The following is a 16,347-nucleotide window of genomic DNA, read 5'->3' as shown; positions in this document are numbered from 1 at the left end:
GATGACCACGACCAGCACGGCCGGGACGCGGCGCGCCAGCCGCTCCCGGCTGAGCCGGGTCGAGTCCCGCCAGGCGCTGGGCTTCATGAGCCCGGCCCTGGTGGGCCTCGCCCTGTTCACCATCGTCCCCGTCGGGCTCTCGATCGTGATGAGCCTGTTCCACTGGCCCGCGTTCGGCGAGCGCAGCTTCGCCGGGCTCGGCAACTACGTCGCCCTGTTCACCCAGAACCCCGACTTCTGGCCGGCGCTGCGCAACTCCGCCGTCTTCGCGCTGCTGTACGTGCCGCTCAACCTCGTGGTGGCGCTGTCGCTCGCGCTCGCCCTCGGCCCGCGCATCCGCGGCCGGGGCGCGTTCCGGGTGCTGTTCTTCATCCCCGTCGTCACGCCGATCGTGGCGAACGCGCTCGTGTGGAAGATGCTCCTGCAGCCGCAGGGCCTGTTCAACGGCATCTCCGTGTCCGTGCTCGGCGTCGAGCTGCCGAACTTCCTCGCCGACCAGCACTGGGCGATGGTCATGGTCGTCGTCATGTCGGTCTGGCAGGGCATGGGCTACAACATGCTCATCTTCTCGGCCGCGCTGGAGCAGCTGCCGGCCCCCGTCGTCGAGGCGGCGCGGATCGACGGCGCCCAGGGGTGGCGCATGCTGCGCAGCGTGGTGCTGCCGATGCTGTCGCCGGCGATCTTCTTCGCCACGGTGATGACCGTCATCACGGCGCTCCAGGTCTTCGCCCAGCCCCAGCTGCTCACCGGCGGCGGGCCGGGCAACTCGACCCTCCCCCTGGTGCAGTTCATCTACAACCAGGGCTTCAAGTTCCAGGACCTCGGCCTCGCCGCGGCCGCGGCCTGGGTCCTGTTCGTGCTCATCATCGGGCTGACCGCGTTCCAGTTCCGGGCGCAGAAGAGGTGGGTGCACTATGAGCACTGACCGCACCGAGGTCCTCATGGCGCCGCCGCCGGCGGCGGCCGCCGACCCCGTCCCCGCCGCCGGGCCCCGCCCGCGGCGCGGCAGCACCTCCGGCACCGGCCGGGTCCGCCTCGTGCTCGCGCACGTCGGCGTCGTCCTGGCCGCCGCGCTGTTCGCGCTCCCGCTGGTGTACGCCTTCTTCTCGGCGCTCAAGCCGAACACCGAGATCTTCTCGATGCCCCCGCGGCTCGTGGGCTCCGAGGTGCGGTGGAGCAACTTCGTCGACGTCTTCACGTACGGCCCGTTCGCCACGTACATCGGCAACTCGTTCCTGGTGGCCGTGGCCGGCACGCTCGTGGTGCTCGCCGTCTCGACCACCGCCGGCTACGCGTTCGGCCGGCTGCGCTGGAAGGGCCGCGACCTCGTCTTCGTCCTCTTCCTCGTGACGCTGATGGTGCCCCAGGAGGTCCTGGTGGTGCCGATGTTCATCGTCATGCAGTGGTTCGGCTGGGTGGACTCGTACCAGTCGCTGATCTTCCCGTTCGCCTTCACGGCGTTCGGCACGTTCCTCATGCGGCAGTTCTTCCGGGGCATCCCGTTCGAGCTGGACGAGGCCGCCCGGGTCGACGGCGCGGGCCCGTTCCGCACGTTCTGGCGGATCATCCTGCCGCTGGCCACGTCGGCCGTCGCCGTGCTCGCCGTCTTCACGTTCATGGCGTTCTGGAACAGCTACCTGTGGCCGCTGATCACCGTGGTCGACTACCAGTCGCACGGCACGCTGCCCATCGGGCTGGCGACGTTCTCCGGCCAGAACGGCACCCGGTGGGACCTGCAGATGGCGGCGTCGATCATCTCGATGGTCCCGACGACGATCATCGTCATCGCCCTCCAGAAGCACCTGGTCAAGGGCATCGCCACCGCCGGCCTCGGGGGTCGCTGAGTGGGCAGGGACCACGGCGCGCCCGACGGCGCGCGGGACGTGGTCGCCGGCCTGGACATCGGTGGCACGGGCACGTCCGTCGTCCTGCTGGACGGCGAGCGGGTCGTCGCCCGCGAGCACGCCCCCACCCCGGCACGGGACGGCGGGGCGGCCATGGCCGCCACGGCGGCCGGCCTCGTGCGGTCCGCCCTGGGCGCGACGCCCGGCGCGCGGCTGGTCGGCGCGGGCGTCGGCGCGGCGGGGGTGGTCGACGCCGCCTCCGGGACGGTCGTGGCCGCGTCGGACTCGTTCCGGGACTGGGCGGGCTTCCCGCTCGGGGCGGAGCTCGGGGCCGCGCTCGGGGTGCCGGTCCGCGTCGAGAACGACGTCAACGCCTTCGCCCTCGGCGAGTCCCGGCTCGGCGCCGCCCGGGGGCTCGACGACGTCCTCGCGGTCACGCTCGGCACCGGCGTCGGCGGGGCGTTCGTGCTCGGCGGCGAGCTGTACCGCGGCCCGCGCGGGGCGGCCGGCGAGATCGGCCACGTGAGGGGGTTCGGCGACCTGCCGTGCACCTGCGGCGGCCGGGGCCACCTCGAGACCCTCGCCTCCGGGCGCGCCGTCGCGCGCGCCTACCAGCGGGCCGCGGGCACCGCGGTGGCCGGGGCGCGCGAGGTCGCCGACCTCGCCCGGGCCGGCGACCCGCACGCCCGGGACGCGTTCGCCGCGGCGGCGGACGCCGTCGGCCGCGCGGCGGTGCTCGTCGCCAGCCTGCTCGACGTCACCGACGTCGTGGTGGGCGGGGGTGTCGCGGCGGCGTGGGACCTGCTGGGTCCCGGGGTGGCCGAGAGCGTGCTCCGCGAGCCCCCGGTCTCCGGCGCCGCCGTGCGCGCGCGGCCGTCGTCGCTGGGCCGCGACGCCGTCGCGCTCGGCGCCGCCTCGCTGGCGCCGGCGGCCGCTCTCAGCCTGCCGGGCTGACCGTTCCTGCGCCGCGCCCGCGACCGGTGCCCGGGCCGGCCGGCCGGCGCGGGCACGATGGCGTCATGAGCCTGCGCACCCCTCGCGACATCCTGTTCATCGGCGGCTCCGGCGTGATCAGCGCCGCGAGCGTCGACCGCGCCGTCCGGCTGGGGCACCGGGTCACGGTCCTCAACCGCGGCACGTCGACCGCGCGCCCGCTGCCGCCGGAGGTCGAGACCCTCGTGGCGGACGTGCGCGACGACGCCGCCGTCGACGCCGCGCTCGCGGGCCGCGACTTCGACGTCGTCGCGCAGTTCCTGGCGTTCGGCGCCGGGCACGTGGCGCACGACGTGGAGCGCTTCGCCGGGCACACCGGGCAGTACGTCTTCATCTCCTCGGCCTCGGCGTACCAGACGCCGCCCGAGCGGCTCCCGGTCACGGAGTCCACCCCCCTGCGCAACCCGTTCTGGCAGTACTCGCGCGACAAGATCGCGTGCGAGGACGTGCTCGTGCGCGCGTGGCGGGACCACGGCTTCCCGGCGACGGTCGTGCGCCCGTCGCACACCTACGACCGCACGCTCCTGCCGACCCTGGGCGGCTGGACCGACGTCGCGCGGATGCGCGCCGGCAGGCCCGTGGTGGTGCACGGCGACGGCACGTCGCTGTGGACGCTCACGCACACCGAGGACTTCGCCGTCGGCTTCGTGGGCCTGCTCGGCCACCCGGGCGCGGTCGGCGACACGTTCCAGATCATGGGCTCGCACGCCCCGACGTGGGACCAGGTCTACCGGTGGCTCGCCGCCGCGGCCGGCGTCCCCGAGCCCGAGCTGGTGCACGTCGCGTCCGAGACGATCGCCCGCGTGCTCCCCGACGCCGGGCCCGGCCTGCTCGGCGACAAGGCGCACACGATGCTGTTCGACTGCGCCAAGGTGCGGGCCCTGGTCCCCGAGTTCGGCACGACGATCACCTACGACCAGGCCGCCGTCGAGCAGGTCGCGTGGCTGGACGCCCACCCGGACGCCCGGCGCGTCGACGACGCCCTGGACGCCGCGTTCGACCGGCTCGTGGCCCACGCGCGCGCCGTCTGACGCCCCGTCGACGGCCGGTCGACGGCCGGTCGACGGCCGGTCGACGGCCGGTCGACGGCCGGTCGACGGCCGGTCGACGGCCGGTCGACGCCCGGCCGGCCCGGCCGGCCCGGCCGGCCGGGGCGGGCCGGGGACGCGGCCACGTACCCTGCCGAGGTGACCCGCTCCCCCGCCCCGCTCGTCCTGCTCGACCTCGACGGCACGCTCACCGACTCCGCGCCCGGCATCGTCGCGGGCATCCGGCACGCGTACGGCGCCCTCGGGCTGCCGGTGCCGGACGACGCCACGCTGCGCTCGTTCGTCGGCCCGCCGATCACCGCGTCGTTCCTCGCGCACGGCGTCCCCGCCGACCGGGTCGACGAGGCCGTGCGCGCGTACCGCGACGTCTTCGCGGGGGGCGGCATGTACGACAACCGGGTGTTCGACGGGATCCCCGGGGAGCTGCGCGCGCTGCGGGCGGCCGGCTGCACGCTGGCCGTCGCGACCTCCAAGCCGGAGGTCTACGCCAAGCCCATCTGCGACCGCTTCGGGCTCACGGAGCTGGTGGACGGCGTGTTCGGCGCGCCGCTGGACGAGGGCACGTCGACCAAGGCGGACGTCATCGCCAAGGCCCTCGCCGCGCTCGGCCGCACCTCCCCCGTGGACCCGGCCGACGGCCCCGTGCTCATGGTCGGCGACCGCGAGCACGACGTGCACGGCGCCGCCGAGCACGGCATCGGCTGCCTCGGCGTCACCTGGGGGTACGCCGCGCCCGGCGAGCTGGAGCGGGCCGGCGCCGTCGCACGGGTCGACGACGTCGCGCGCCTCGCCGACGCCGTCCTCGCGCGCCTGCGCTGAGCTCGCGGGCGCGCGGCGCCCCGGTCAGGACATCGCGTCGACGAACCAGCCGGTGATGGTCGTCGGGTGCGTGATCGCGGTGCCCACGCAGACGCTGAACGCCCCGCGGCGCAGCGCCGCCGCAGCCTGCCCGGGCGTGTGGACGCGCCCCTCGACGACCACGGGGAGCCGGCACGCCGCCAGCAGCTCGTCCAGCAGGTCGAGGTCGGGCCCGTCGGTCCGCGGCCGCTCGCCGGTGTAGCCGGAGAGGGTGGTGCCGAGCAGGTCCGCGCCCGCCTCCTGCGCCGCGACGGCGTCGTCGAGGGAGCCGCAGTCGGCCATGACCAGCACGTCCGCCTCGGCGCGGAGCCCCGCGACGGTCTGCGCCAGCGTGCGCCCGTCGGGGCGCGGCCGCCGCGTCCCGTCCAGGGCGACCACGTGCGCCCCGGCGCGGGCGACGGCGAGCGCGTGGTCGAGCGTGGGCGTGATGAAGACGCCCGAGGCCCCGTCCTTCCACAGCCCGACGACGGGGACGTCGACCGCGGCGACGACGGCCGCCACGTCCTCGACCCCCTGCGCACGCACCGCCGCCGCGCCGCCGGCGACGACGGCCCGCGCCATCTGGGCGGTGGTGCGCGGGTCGCGCAGGGGCTCGCCGGGGTAGGCCTGGCAGGAGACGGTGAGGCGGCCCCGCATGGCGTCGAGGACGTCGTCGCGAGAGCGGGTCGGGGTGCGGGTCACGGGGCGGCTCCGGGGGCGGTCGGCACGGACGGGACGAGGGGCGGCACCGCGGCGGAGGCGCGCCAGGCGCCGCGCGCCGCCCCGACGACGGCGGCGTCGGCGCCCAGGGCGGCGGGGAGGACCGGCACGTCGCCGAGCACGTCGACCACCTCCGCCCGCAGCGCGCCGACGAGGGCCGACCACCACAGGTCGCCGGCCGCGGCGACCCCGCCGCCGACGACGACGACCTCGGGGTCGAGGACGGTCATGACGCCGGCGACGGCGCGGCCGACCGCCTCGCCCGCGGCACGCACGACCCGCACGGCGAGGTCGTCGCCGGCGACCGCGCGCGCGACGACGTCGCGGGCGTCGGGGCTGGCGGCGTCGCCGCCGAGCCCGCGGTAGCGCCGGTGGATCGCGGGCCCGGCGCCGATCGCCTCGAGGTGGCCGGTGCGGCCGCAGGCGCAGCGCAGGCCCTCGGCGCCGGGGACGGGCATGTGCCCCATCTCGCCGGCCACGTGGTGCGCCCCGCGCAGCGGCCGCCCGTCCAGGACGACGGAGCCGCCCACGCCGGTGCCCACGGCCACGAGCAGGGCGCTCCCGGCGCCGGCGGCGGCGCCGCGCCAGACCTCGCCCGCCGCGTGCGCGTCGACGTCGTTCTCCACCGTGACGACGGGCCCGCCGGCCCCGGCGAGCGGGGCGAGGCGGCGCCGCAGCCCGCCCGCGACGTCCGTGCCGGGCCAGCCGGCGAACGTCCGGGTGGCGGAGACGACCGTGCCGCGGCCGGCGTCGATCACGCCGGCCGCGCCCACGCCCACCGCGCGCAGCGGGGCGCCGGCCGCGCGGACGACGTCGGTCACGAGCGCCGCGACGGCGTCGAGCACGGCGTCCGGCCCGTCCAGGGCGGGGGTGGGCACCGCCCGCACCGGTCCGGCGTCTCCCCCGGGACCCACCAGCGCCGCGGCGGTCTTGGTGCCGCCGAGGTCGACGCCGACGACGACGCCGGCCGGCTCCTGCGGGATCATCGGCGGCGTCTCAGCCGGCGAGGAGGCCGGCGGCGCGGGTGATCGACCCGACGCGGCGCGCGACGTCCTCGCCGAGGGACTCCAGCGGGAAGGACATGACGTCGGTGTCGATCAGGCCCTGCTGGCGCGCGGCGATCTTGAAGGCCCCGACGCCGGAGACGTCCGCGGAGCGGCCCTGCGCCTGGAACACGATCTCGAACAGCGCGGCGAGCCGGTCCTGCTCCTCGCGGGCCTCGTCCCACCGGCCCTCCCGCGCCAGGTCCCACAGCCGCACGTAGCCGGCCGCGTCGACGTTCCCGAGCCCGGGCACCACCCCGTCGGCGCCGAGCAGCAGCATGCCGTCGACGACCACCTCGTGCCCGGTGAACAGGGCGAGCGGGGAGCCGGCGGCCCGGTTGGCGGCGACCAGGCGCCGGAACGCGACGTCGTTGCCCGAGGAGTCCTTCACCCCCGCGAGCACCCCCTCCGCGCCGAGCCGGACGAGCAGCTCGGCCGACAGCTTGACGTGGACCCGCACCGGGATGTCGTAGGCGAGCAGGGGGACGTCGACCGAGGCCGCGATCCTGCGCAGGGACGCCTCGATCTCGGCCTCGTCGTTGAGCGCGTACACGGGGGCGGTCGCCACGACGGCGTCGGCCCCGGCCTCGACGAGACGCCGCGCCTGGGCCACGACGCGCTCGGTGGTGAGGTCGATCGCCCCGGCGAGCACCGGGACGCGCCCGTCGACGGCGCCGACCACGGTGCGCACCACGAGGTCGCGCTGCGCGTCGGTCAGGTAGGCGACCTCTCCGGTCGAGCCGAGGACGAACACACCGTGCACGCCGGAGTCGACGAGGTGGCGGGTGAGCCGCTCGAGGGAGGCGACGTCGACCTCGCCCTCCGCCGTGAGGGGCGTGAGGACGGGCGGCACGATGCCGTGGAAGCGGTGCTGGGTCACGATTGCTCCGTACTGGGGTTGCTGGTGGTGGGGCTGGTTCGCGGGGGTCGGGGACCCGGGGGTCACAGGAGGGCGGGCGCGGCGCCGAGGAGCGTGCGCGTGTACTCCTCCTGGGGGTCGTCCAGGACCCGCGCGGCGGGCCCCGACTCGACGACCCGGCCGTGCCGCATGACGACGATCTCGTCGGACACGTGCCGCACGGTCTGGATGTCGTGGGAGATGAAGACCATCCCGAGGCCGAGCTCCGCCTTGAGGTCGTCGAGCAGGTTGAGCACCTGGGCGCGGACGGACACGTCGAGGGCGGAGGTCGGCTCGTCGGCCACGATCACGTCGGGCTCCAGGGCCAGGGCGCGGGCGATCGCCACGCGCTGCCGCTGCCCGCCGGACATCTGGCCGGGCAGCGCGTCCAGCGCGGACGGCGGGAGGCCCACCAGGTGCACGAGCTCGCGCACCCGCGCGTCGCGGGTGGCGGGCGTGCCGACGCGGTGCACGTCGAGCGGGTCGCGCAACGTGTCCCGCACGGTCATCCGGGCGTTCAGCGCGGTCGCCGGGTCCTGGAAGACCACGGACACCACGCGTCCCACCTGGCGGCGCACCGCGTGCGTGTAGCGCGTGACGACGTCGCCGCGGAACCTGATCTCGCCCTCCGTCGGGGCCTGCAGGCCCACGAGCACCTTCGCCATCGTCGACTTGCCGGACCCCGACTCGCCGACGATGCCGATGGTCTGGCCGCGGCGCACCCGGATCGAGACGTCGTCGACGGCGTGCACCTCCTGGGCCCGGAAGAGCGACCCGGCCCGCGAGCGGAAGACGACGTGCACCCGGCGCAGCTCGATGACGGGGGCGTCGGCGGCGGCGGTGCCGTCCGTGGTGGTCGTGGCGGTCGAGGCGGTCATCGCGCGTCTCCGTTCGTCGGTCGGTGGCCGGCGCCGGCCACGGCGAGCTCGGGCGCCGCCGGCGGCACGGCGACCAGGTGCTCGTCCTGGTCCGGCACCCCCCGCAGCACGGGGCGCGTGTCGAGGCCGTCGGCGGGACGCGAGGACCGGGGGGCGAACCGGTCGCCGGCGGGGAAGTCCCGCGGCGACGGCACGGTCCCGGGGATCTGGTGCAGCCGGGTGGCGCGCGACTCGATGGACAGGACGGACCCGAGCAGCCCGCGCGTGTACTCGTGCCGGGGGTCGAGGAGCAGGTCGCGCGTCGCGGCCTGCTCGACCACCTGGCCGGCGTACATCACGGTGATGCGGTGCACGATCTGGGCGACGAGGGCGAGGTCGTGGCTGACGAAGACCATCGCGAAGCCGAGCTTCTGCCGCAGCTCGTCCAGGAGCTCGACCACCTGGGCCTGCACGGTGACGTCGAGGGCCGTGGTCGGCTCGTCGGCGATCACCAGCCGCGGGTCGCGGGTGAGCGCCATGGCGATGAGCACGCGCTGGCGCTGCCCGCCGGAGAGCTCGTGCGGGTAGCTGCGGAGCGTGCGCTCGGGCTCGAGGCCGACGAGCTCGAGCAGCTCCTCGGCGGTGCGCGTCCCGCCCCGGCGGGTGAGCTGCTTCATCTGCGCGCGGATCAGCATGGACGGGTTGAGCGAGCTCAGCGCGTCCTGGTAGATCATCGCGACGTCGGTGCCCCGCAGCGCGGCGCGCTCGCGGTCCTTCATCGCCAGCAGGTCGCGGCCCTGGTAGAGGATCTCGCCGCTGATCTGCGCCGAGGGGTCGAGCAGGCCCATGATCGCCAGCGAGGTGATCGACTTGCCGCAGCCGGACTCGCCGACGAGGCCCATGACCTCGCCGGGCCGCACGGCGAACGACACGTCGTCGACGACGGCGACGTCGCCGTGCCGCTCCGGGAACCGGATGGACAGGTGGCGCACCTCGAGCAGGGGCTCGTCGGCACCCGTGAAGGTCCGCCGGTCGGTGCGGACGAGCTCCGCCGCCCGCAGCGCGGCCAGCCGCTCGTCGAGCGGGACGGCGGCCTCGTGCTCCGCCAGGGGCGTGTCGACGTCGTCGAGCGTCGTCGGCCCGTCCGCGGCGTCGGCGGCGCCCGCGGCGGACGGCTGGGCCTCGGCGGCCTCCTCGTCCTGGACGGCGGCCGGGCGGGCGGCGGCACGCGGCGCCGCGACCATCGCGTCGGTCATGCCCTCGGCGAGGACGTTGAGCGCCAGGGTCGTCACCATGATGAGGAGCCCGGGGAAGAACGTCGCCCACCAGTAGCCGCCCATGACGAGCGCGCGGCCGTCGGAGATCACGTTGCCCCAGGACGGCTGCGGCGGCGCCACGCCGGCCTGGATGAACGACAGCGACGCCTCGAGCACGATGGCGTCCGCGACGAGCACCGTGGTGAAGACCAGCACGGGCGCCATGCAGTTGCGCAGCACGTGCCGGGCGAGGATCCAGGAGGTGCGCGCGCCCATCACCCGGCTGGCGGAGACGTAGTCCTCGCCGTACTGGTCGAGGATGTTGGCCCGGACCACCCGGGTGAGCTGGGGCGTGTAGAGGAACGCGATGGTGAGCACCAGCACGGGCAGGGACCGGCCGAAGACGGTGACGAACACCGCGGCGAGCGCGATGCCCGGGAAGGACATGACGACGTCGAGGACCCGCATCAGGGTCTCGGAGACGGCCTTGGTGGCGGTGGCCGTGATCGCGCCGAGGATGCAGGCCGCGACCAGCGCGACCCCGGTGGCCCCGATGCCGATCACCAGCGAGTACCGCCCGCCGTAGACGAGGCGGGAGAAGATGTCGCGCCCCTGGCGGTCGGTGCCGAACCAGTGCTCGCTGCTCGGCGGCTGCACGGGGGTGCCGGAGGCCAGCGGGTCGTGGACCGTCACGAGCGGGGCGAAGACCGCGGCGAGCGCCACCACGGCGACGACGACCAGGGCGATCTTCGAGGGGAGCGGCAGGGCGCGCAGCCGCAGCGCGGGGCCGGAGAGCCGGTCCGTGAGGTTGCGTCGCACGTCACACCGTCCTGATCCGCGGGTTGACGAGCACGTACAGCAGGTCGACCACGATGTTGATGACCACGAAGGCCAGGGCGACGGTGAGCGTCACGCCCTGCACCAGGTTGGCCTGGTTGGAGGTGATCCCCTCGAGGATCAGCGTGCCCATGCCGGGCAGCGCGAAGATGACCTCGATGACCACGGCGCCGCCGATGAGGTAGCCGACCCGCAGCCCGAGCACGGTGATCGGGGTGATGAGCGCGTTGCGCAGCACGTTGCGGCCGACCACGACGGTGCGGGGCAGCCCCGCCCCGATCGCCGTGCGGACGTAGTCCTTGTCGAGCTCCTCGACCATGGAGGTGCGCACGACGCGGGTCATCTGGCCGATCACGGGGACGGCGAGGGCGACGGCGGGCAGCGCCATGCGCGCGAGGTACCCGGCGGGGTCGTCGGCGAAGGCCGGCAGCGGGCCGCTGCCGGGCAGCCAGCCCAGCTGCAGCGTGAAGAGCTGGATGAACAGCACGGCGAGCCAGAAGGACGGCGTCCCGAGCGAGACCACCGAGAGGACCCGCACGGCCTGGTCGGGCCACCGGTCGCGGTACAGCGCGCCCAGGATGCCGAGGCCGAAGGCGAAGACGATCGCGATGGCGAGGCCCATGAACGTCAGCGCCAGGGTGATGGGCAGCGCCTGGGAGATCGCGTCGGACACGGACAGGTGCCGCGCGGTGTAGGTCCCGAGGTCGCCGTGCAGCAGCCCGCCGAGGTAGCGGACGTACTGGGCGAGCAGCGGCGCGTCGTAGCCGTTGGCCTCGTTGTAGGCCGCCCGGGCCTCGGGCGAGGACCCCTCGCCCAGGGCGAGGAACGCCGGGTCGACCGGCGAGAACGACATGACGAAGAAGACGAGGAAGGTGATGCCGAGGATCATCACCGGAAGCTGGAGGAGGCGGCGGGCGATCAGCCGCAGCACGTTGCTCATGGCGCGGCTCCGGGGGCGCGGGGCGCCCGCGTCGCGGTGCTGGTCGGAGTCATCGGCGGTTCCGTTCGGGTCGCGTGGGAGGGGCCGCGGGGGCGCGGCCACGGCCGTCCTGCCGGGCCCGGCGTCGGTGCCGGGCCCGGCAGGACCGAGGGGGTCAGCTCGCGGTCGACCCGACGTCGAGGAACGACAGGCCGGTCACGGGCAGCGGCTTGAAACCGGCCAGCTGCTCCCCGTTCCAGGCGGTCGGCAGCTTGCGGTGGAACAGCGGGTACAGCGGCACCTGGTCGGAGATCAGGTCGAACGCCTGGTTCCACAGCTCCTGCTGCTCGTCCCCGCTGGCCTGCACGGCCTGATCGAGCAGCTTCTGCAGCTCGGCGAACTCGGGGTCGTCGTTCCAGCGGTAGCGCGACTTCGACCAGACGTTGTCCCCGTACCACCACCGCATGAGCAGGTCGGGGTCGTTGCCGAAGACCGACGGGTCGCCGGGGGCGACCATGACGTCGAAGCCGCCGTCGTCGACCTTGGCGTACTGCCCGGCCGACTGGCCGACGTCGAGGCGGGTCTTCACGCCGATCGCCTCGAGGTCCTCCTTGATGAGCGGCGCCACGTCGCCCACCCACGCGGTGTCGGTGGTGGTCAGGTCGATCGAGAGGTTCTCGACGCCGGCGTCCGCGAGGAGCTGCTTCGCCTTCTCCGGGTCGTGGCTGTAGACCGTCGACGCCTCGTGGTAGTTCGGGTGGTTCGCGGGCAGGAAGCTCGTCGCCGCCTCCGCGTTGCCGAGCATGCCGGTCGCGATGATCTTGTCCATGTCCAGGGCGTAGAAGAACGCCTGCCGCACCCGGGGGTCGTCGAAGGGCTTCTCGTCCGTGTTGAACATCATGAAGAGCAGGCCGAAGGACTGGACCGACTCGACCGACGAGGCGCCCTCGAGCGTCGGGATGTCGATGTACGGCACGTCCTCGATCGCCTGGACGGTGCCGGAGCTCTGGGCGGTGACGCGCGCGGCGGGGTCGGAGAGCAGGTCCCACTGCATCCCGGCGGCCTGGGCGGGGCGCGGTCCGGTGTAGTCGTCGAACCGGTCGAACGTGATCTTGTCGCCGGGGGTCGCCGCGGTGAGCTGGTAGGGGCCGGTGCCGACGGGCAGGGCGTTGAAGGCGTCGTAGTCGGACTCGACGACGGACCTCGGCACGATCTTCACGGTCGCGAGCCGCTCGGCCACCAGGGTGAAGGGGTACTTGGTGGTGATCGAGACGGTCGAGTCGTCGACCGCCTTCACCGAGTCGACGAAGTCGATGAAGTCCGCGTACAGGGACTCGTTCTTGGGGTCGAGCACCCGCTCGAAGCTGTAGACGACGTCGTCGGTGGTCACCGGGTCGCCGTTGTGGAACACCGCGCCGTCGCGGAGCGTGACCTCGTAGTGGGTGTCGTCCACCTGTTTCGGCAGATCGGCGCCGAGCGCTGCGTACACTTCGCGCGTGGCCGGATCGATCTCGGTGAGACCTTCCATGACGTGCCAGTTGGCCGCGACCGTGACCGCGCCCGTCGTGGTCATGGGGTCGAAGCCGCCCCCGAGGTCGTACGAGATCCCTGCCTTGAGGACGGCGTCCTTGTCGACGTCGCCCTGCGCCGCCCCGGCCTGTCCGGAGCCGCTGCCGGTGGCGCCCGCGCCACCGGAGCACGCGGCGAGCCCGAGGGCGACGACGACGCCCGCGGCGACGGCGGCGAGCCGCCGCCGTCCGGACGAAGAGCTATCGCGAAGCTTCATTGGTTCTCCTGACGGTGAGGTCGGCAGACGACCACGTCAGCCGACATCAGATGTCTGATGTTGTGTAGCCTGACACTAGGACGAGCAACGAGGAGGGTCAAGATGGTGGAGCAGGATCGGTGGTTCAGCACGATCAGTCCGGTGACGACGCACGGGAGCCCGCCGCGGCGGACGACCACGGCGGACCGGATCAAGGACTTCATCCTCGGCGAGGGCCTCCGCCCCGGGGACCCGCTGCCCACCGAGGCGGAGCTGTGCGAGCGCCTCGGCGTCTCGCGCTCGAGCGTCCGCGAGGCCGTCCGCACCCTGTCGACGCTCGACATCGTCGAGGTGCGCCACGGGCACGGCACCTTCGTCGGCAACATGTCGCTCGACGCCCTCGTGGAGGCGCTCGTGTTCCGCGGCGTCCTGAGTCCTGGCGACGACCTGCGGGCCCTGCGCGACGTCGTCGAGATCCGCCGCGCCCTCGACCTGGCGATGGCGGAGCGCATCGTCGCCAGCCTCGCCGGCACCGCCAACCCCGACCTGCACGCCCTGGTGGACGAGATGGTCGCCGCCGCCGCCGACGGCCGCACCTTCCCCAAGCAGGACCGCGCCTTCCACACCGGGCTGCTCGCCCGCCTCGACAACTCCCTCGTGGGTCAGCTCGTGGCCGCGTTCTGGGACGTCCACACCGCCGTCGTGCCGAAGCTCGGGATCTCGGTCGCGTCCGACCTCGAGCAGACGGCCCAGGCGCACGGCCTCATGCTCGACGCCGCCGAGGCCGGCGACGTCGAGGGCTTCCGCGCCGCGGTCGTCTCGCACTACGACCCCATCGACAGGGCCCTCGAGGTGACGACGGCGTGACCGAGACCGCCCAGCCCGCCGCCCCGCCGCACGACGGGGGGCGCCGGGTCGGCGTGGCCGTCGTGGGCATCGGGTCCTTCGCCCACGAGCACCTCACGACCCTGGCCGCCCTGCCCGGCGCCGACGTCCGGTGGGTCGTCGGGCACGACCTCGCGCGGACCCGCACCCTCGCCGCCCTGGTCCCCGGGGCGCGCGCGACCACCCGCCTCGACGAGGCCCTCGCGGACCCCGGGGTGGCGGCCGTCGACGTCGTCACCGCGACCCCCACGCACGAGCGCGACACGATCGCGGCCGGCGAGGCGGGCAAGCACGTCCAGGTCGAGAAGCCGGCGGCGCTCTCGCTCGCCGGGCTCGACGCGATGGTCGACGCGACCGAGGGGCGGGGCACCACCCTGGTCGTCGGCCAGACGGTCCGGTTCCAGCCCGCCGTGACGGCGCTCGCCGCGGCCGCGCACGCCGGCCGGATCGGCACCCCGCGGCTGGCCCACATCTCCTGGTACACCGCCCACTCCTGGCCGGGCGGCTGGCGCGGCTGGCAGCTCGACCCCGAGCTCTCCGGCGGCCACCCGGTGCACAACGGCACCCACATCATGGACGCGGCGACGTGGCTGCTCGGCGACGACCCCGTCGAGGTCTTCGCGCGCGGCTTCCGCACCTTCTCCCCCGACATGGACTCGCCCGACTCGTTCCACGTCCAGCTGCGCACCGCGTCCGGCGCCCTGGCGACGCTGGAGCTCTGCTACGCGCTGCGCCGTCGCGGCGAGCTGCTGCGACGCGTGGTGCTCGTCGGCACCGAGGGCACCCTCGCGCACTCCACCGCCGAGGAGGACGGGCTCCACACCGACGCCCTGGCCGCCGCCCCCGCGTCCGTCGACGGCGCGCTGCGCCTCCAGCTGGCGCACTGGCTCGACGTGGTGCGCGGCACCGCGGCGCCGGTGGTCACGACGCCTCAGGTCCGGGCCGCGCTCGCGACGGCGCTCGCCGCGCAGCGGTCCCTCGTGTCCGGGCGGCGCGAGCGCGTCGCGGACGTCCCCGGCTACCTCCCGGCGGTGGCCGCATGAGCGCCCGCCGGCTGCGCGTCGCGTTCGCCTCGGCCGTGCGGCACGCGTCCGACTACCTGCGCCTCCTGTCCGACGACGACCGCGTCGAGCTCGTCGGCGTGGTGGAGGAGGCGTCGGCGCCGGACTGGGTCCGCGAGGACTCGCGGTCCGCGGCCGAGCGCGCCGGGGTCGCCTTCGCTGAGGTCGACGACGTCGCCGCGCTGGCCGGCGGCGGCCCGCTGGGCGACCCGCCGGACCTCGTCGTCGTGTGCGCCGAGCCGACCCGGCACGCGCGCCTCGCCGTCGCCCTCCTCGACGCGGGCCTCGACGTGCTCGTCGACAAGCCCGTCGCGACCACGTCCGCGGACGCCGACCGGGTCGCGGCGGCCGCCGCCCGCGCCGGCCGCGTGTGCGCGGTGATGAACCGGACCCACGCGCCCGCCCTCCGGCGGCTGCGGGAGTGGGTCGACGCGGGCCACGTCGGCCTCCCCCGCCACCTGGACCTCGAGCTCCTGGCCTCCGGGGCCCACTTCGCGACCTCGGTCGAGCGGCCGGAGCTCGTCGTGGACCGCGAGCTCTCCGGGGGCGGCGAGCTGCTCAACTTCCTGGGGTACTGCACCGACGCGGCGGCCTACCTGACCGGGCTGCGCGCCCTGGAGGTGCACGCCTTCACGGGGTCGCTGTTCCTCGAGCCGCACCGCGCGGCGGGCGTCGAGGACACCGCGGTCGTGACCGTCGGGCTCGAGCGCGGGGTCACGGTGACGGTCACGCTGGGGCGCGTCCCGTTCGCGCCCGGCGGCACCCCGACCACGTCGTCCGTCCGGCTGCTCGGCTCCCACGGCCACGCGGTCGCGGACGACGACGCCCCCGCGGTCGCGCACTTCGGCGCCCACGGGCGCACCACGATCGCCCCGGACGCCGGCCAGGTCGCCGCGGCGGCCTACCTGCGGCACGTGGTCGACGCGATCCTCGCGGGAGGGCGACCCGACTACGGGATCGCCGAGGCGCGGGAGTCCCTCGCGGTGACCGACGCCGCCTACCGCTCCGTCGCCACGGGGGACGTCGTGCCCGTGACCGCCCGCCCGGTCGGGGAGGTGGCCTGATGGAGGTGGTCGTCGCCCCCGCCGAGGAGCTGGCCGTGCTGGCGGCCGACGCGATCGAGACCCTGTTGCGCCGCGACCCGGCCACGGTGCTGGGGCTGGCGACCGGGTCGAGCCCGTTGAAGGTGTACGACGAGCTGGCGCGCCGCCACCGCGAGGAGGGGCTGTCGTTCGCGCGGGCGCGGGGCTTCATGCTCGACGAGTACGTGGGTCTGGCGGCGGACCACCCGCAGCGGTACCGCAACGTGATCGAGACGGAGATCGCCTCGCGTGTCGGGTGGCCCGCGGACCAGGTGTCCGGGCCGGACGGGCTGGCGGCGGA

15 protein-coding genes and 1 pseudogene are annotated in these 16,347 nt (G+C 74.9%); 9 read left to right on the top strand and 7 right to left on the bottom strand.

What is annotated here, in order from left to right; genetic code table 11:
- The first annotated feature begins 1 nt into the window (after position 1).
- The 5 genes from ACFU5J_RS12215 (at position 2) to ACFU5J_RS12195 (ending at position 4,705) form a co-directional block, all read left to right on the top strand.
- Positions 2-925, top strand: a complete 924-nt coding sequence (locus ACFU5J_RS12215; RefSeq protein WP_430574296.1) for a carbohydrate ABC transporter permease — start codon at positions 2-4, stop codon at positions 923-925.
- Positions 915-1,844 (top strand): carbohydrate ABC transporter permease, encoded by a 930-nt coding sequence (locus ACFU5J_RS12210; RefSeq protein WP_430574295.1) that lies wholly within the window; start codon positions 915-917, stop codon positions 1,842-1,844. The genes ACFU5J_RS12215 and ACFU5J_RS12210 overlap by 11 nt, the downstream gene beginning before the upstream one ends.
- Positions 1,845-2,798 (top strand): ROK family protein, encoded by a 954-nt coding sequence (locus ACFU5J_RS12205; protein WP_430578876.1) that lies wholly within the window; start codon positions 1,845-1,847, stop codon positions 2,796-2,798.
- A gap of 65 nt (positions 2,799-2,863) precedes the next feature.
- Complete coding sequence (locus tag ACFU5J_RS12200; protein ID WP_430578875.1) at positions 2,864-3,868, top strand: NAD-dependent epimerase/dehydratase family protein; 1,005 nt, start codon at positions 2,864-2,866, stop codon at positions 3,866-3,868.
- Between the two features lie 156 nt (positions 3,869-4,024).
- On the top strand, positions 4,025-4,705 hold the full coding sequence (locus ACFU5J_RS12195) for an HAD hydrolase-like protein (protein ID WP_430574292.1): 681 nt from the start codon (positions 4,025-4,027) through the stop codon (positions 4,703-4,705).
- A gap of 24 nt (positions 4,706-4,729) precedes the next feature.
- Here ACFU5J_RS12195 and ACFU5J_RS12190 read toward each other — a convergent pair whose 3' ends face one another.
- The 7 genes from ACFU5J_RS12190 to ACFU5J_RS12160 all read right to left on the bottom strand — a co-directional run bounded on the left by ACFU5J_RS12190 (position 4,730) and on the right by ACFU5J_RS12160 (position 13,039).
- On the bottom strand, positions 4,730-5,425 hold the full coding sequence (locus ACFU5J_RS12190) for an N-acetylmannosamine-6-phosphate 2-epimerase (protein ID WP_430578874.1): 696 nt from the start codon (positions 5,423-5,425) through the stop codon (positions 4,730-4,732).
- On the bottom strand, positions 5,422-6,429 hold the full coding sequence (locus ACFU5J_RS12185; RefSeq protein WP_430578873.1) for an ROK family protein: 1,008 nt from the start codon (positions 6,427-6,429) through the stop codon (positions 5,422-5,424). Before ACFU5J_RS12185 ends, ACFU5J_RS12190 begins: the two co-directional genes overlap by 4 nt.
- Positions 6,430-6,439: 10 nt before the next feature.
- On the bottom strand, positions 6,440-7,366 hold the full coding sequence (locus ACFU5J_RS12180; RefSeq protein WP_430574289.1) for a dihydrodipicolinate synthase family protein: 927 nt from the start codon (positions 7,364-7,366) through the stop codon (positions 6,440-6,442).
- Between the two features lie 62 nt (positions 7,367-7,428).
- Positions 7,429-8,262, bottom strand: coding sequence for an ABC transporter ATP-binding protein (locus ACFU5J_RS12175; RefSeq protein WP_430578872.1), 834 nt, complete (start codon positions 8,260-8,262; stop codon positions 7,429-7,431).
- The gene (locus ACFU5J_RS12170; RefSeq protein ID WP_430578871.1) at positions 8,259-10,316 is read right to left on the bottom strand and encodes a dipeptide/oligopeptide/nickel ABC transporter permease/ATP-binding protein; all 2,058 of its coding nucleotides are present in this window, start codon (positions 10,314-10,316) and stop codon (positions 8,259-8,261) included. Before ACFU5J_RS12170 ends, ACFU5J_RS12175 begins: the two co-directional genes overlap by 4 nt.
- Before the next feature lies 1 nt (position 10,317).
- The gene (locus ACFU5J_RS12165) at positions 10,318-11,274 is read right to left on the bottom strand and encodes an ABC transporter permease (RefSeq protein WP_430574286.1); all 957 of its coding nucleotides are present in this window, start codon (positions 11,272-11,274) and stop codon (positions 10,318-10,320) included.
- 154 nt (positions 11,275-11,428) lie between these two features.
- Entirely contained in the window at positions 11,429-13,039 is a 1,611-nt protein-coding gene (locus ACFU5J_RS12160) for an ABC transporter substrate-binding protein (RefSeq protein ID WP_430578870.1), read from the bottom strand.
- Positions 13,040-13,180: 141 nt separating this feature from the next.
- Between ACFU5J_RS12160 and ACFU5J_RS12155 the strand changes: the two genes are divergently transcribed.
- The 4 genes and pseudogenes from ACFU5J_RS12155 to ACFU5J_RS12140 form a co-directional block, all read left to right on the top strand.
- A complete protein-coding gene (locus ACFU5J_RS12155) occupies positions 13,181-13,885 on the top strand; it encodes a FadR/GntR family transcriptional regulator (protein WP_430578869.1) in 705 nt (234 codons plus the stop codon).
- Positions 13,882-14,946, top strand: a complete 1,065-nt coding sequence (locus tag ACFU5J_RS12150) for a Gfo/Idh/MocA family protein (RefSeq protein ID WP_430574283.1) — start codon at positions 13,882-13,884, stop codon at positions 14,944-14,946. The genes ACFU5J_RS12155 and ACFU5J_RS12150 overlap by 4 nt, the downstream gene beginning before the upstream one ends.
- On the top strand, positions 14,943-16,028 hold the full coding sequence (locus ACFU5J_RS12145) for a Gfo/Idh/MocA family protein (RefSeq protein WP_430578868.1): 1,086 nt from the start codon (positions 14,943-14,945) through the stop codon (positions 16,026-16,028). Before ACFU5J_RS12150 ends, ACFU5J_RS12145 begins: the two co-directional genes overlap by 4 nt.
- A pseudogene (locus ACFU5J_RS12140) lies at positions 16,028-16,347 on the top strand (glucosamine-6-phosphate deaminase); the annotation flags it as partial. The gene ACFU5J_RS12145 and the pseudogene ACFU5J_RS12140, both read left to right, overlap by 1 nt.

Origin of the sequence: Isoptericola sp. NPDC057559, from assembly GCF_042801555.1 — a bacterium.
GTDB lineage: Bacteria > Actinomycetota > Actinomycetes > Actinomycetales > Cellulomonadaceae > Isoptericola.
Note: the sequence above shows the minus strand (reverse complement) of the source record. Positions and strands in the feature narration are given on the sequence as shown.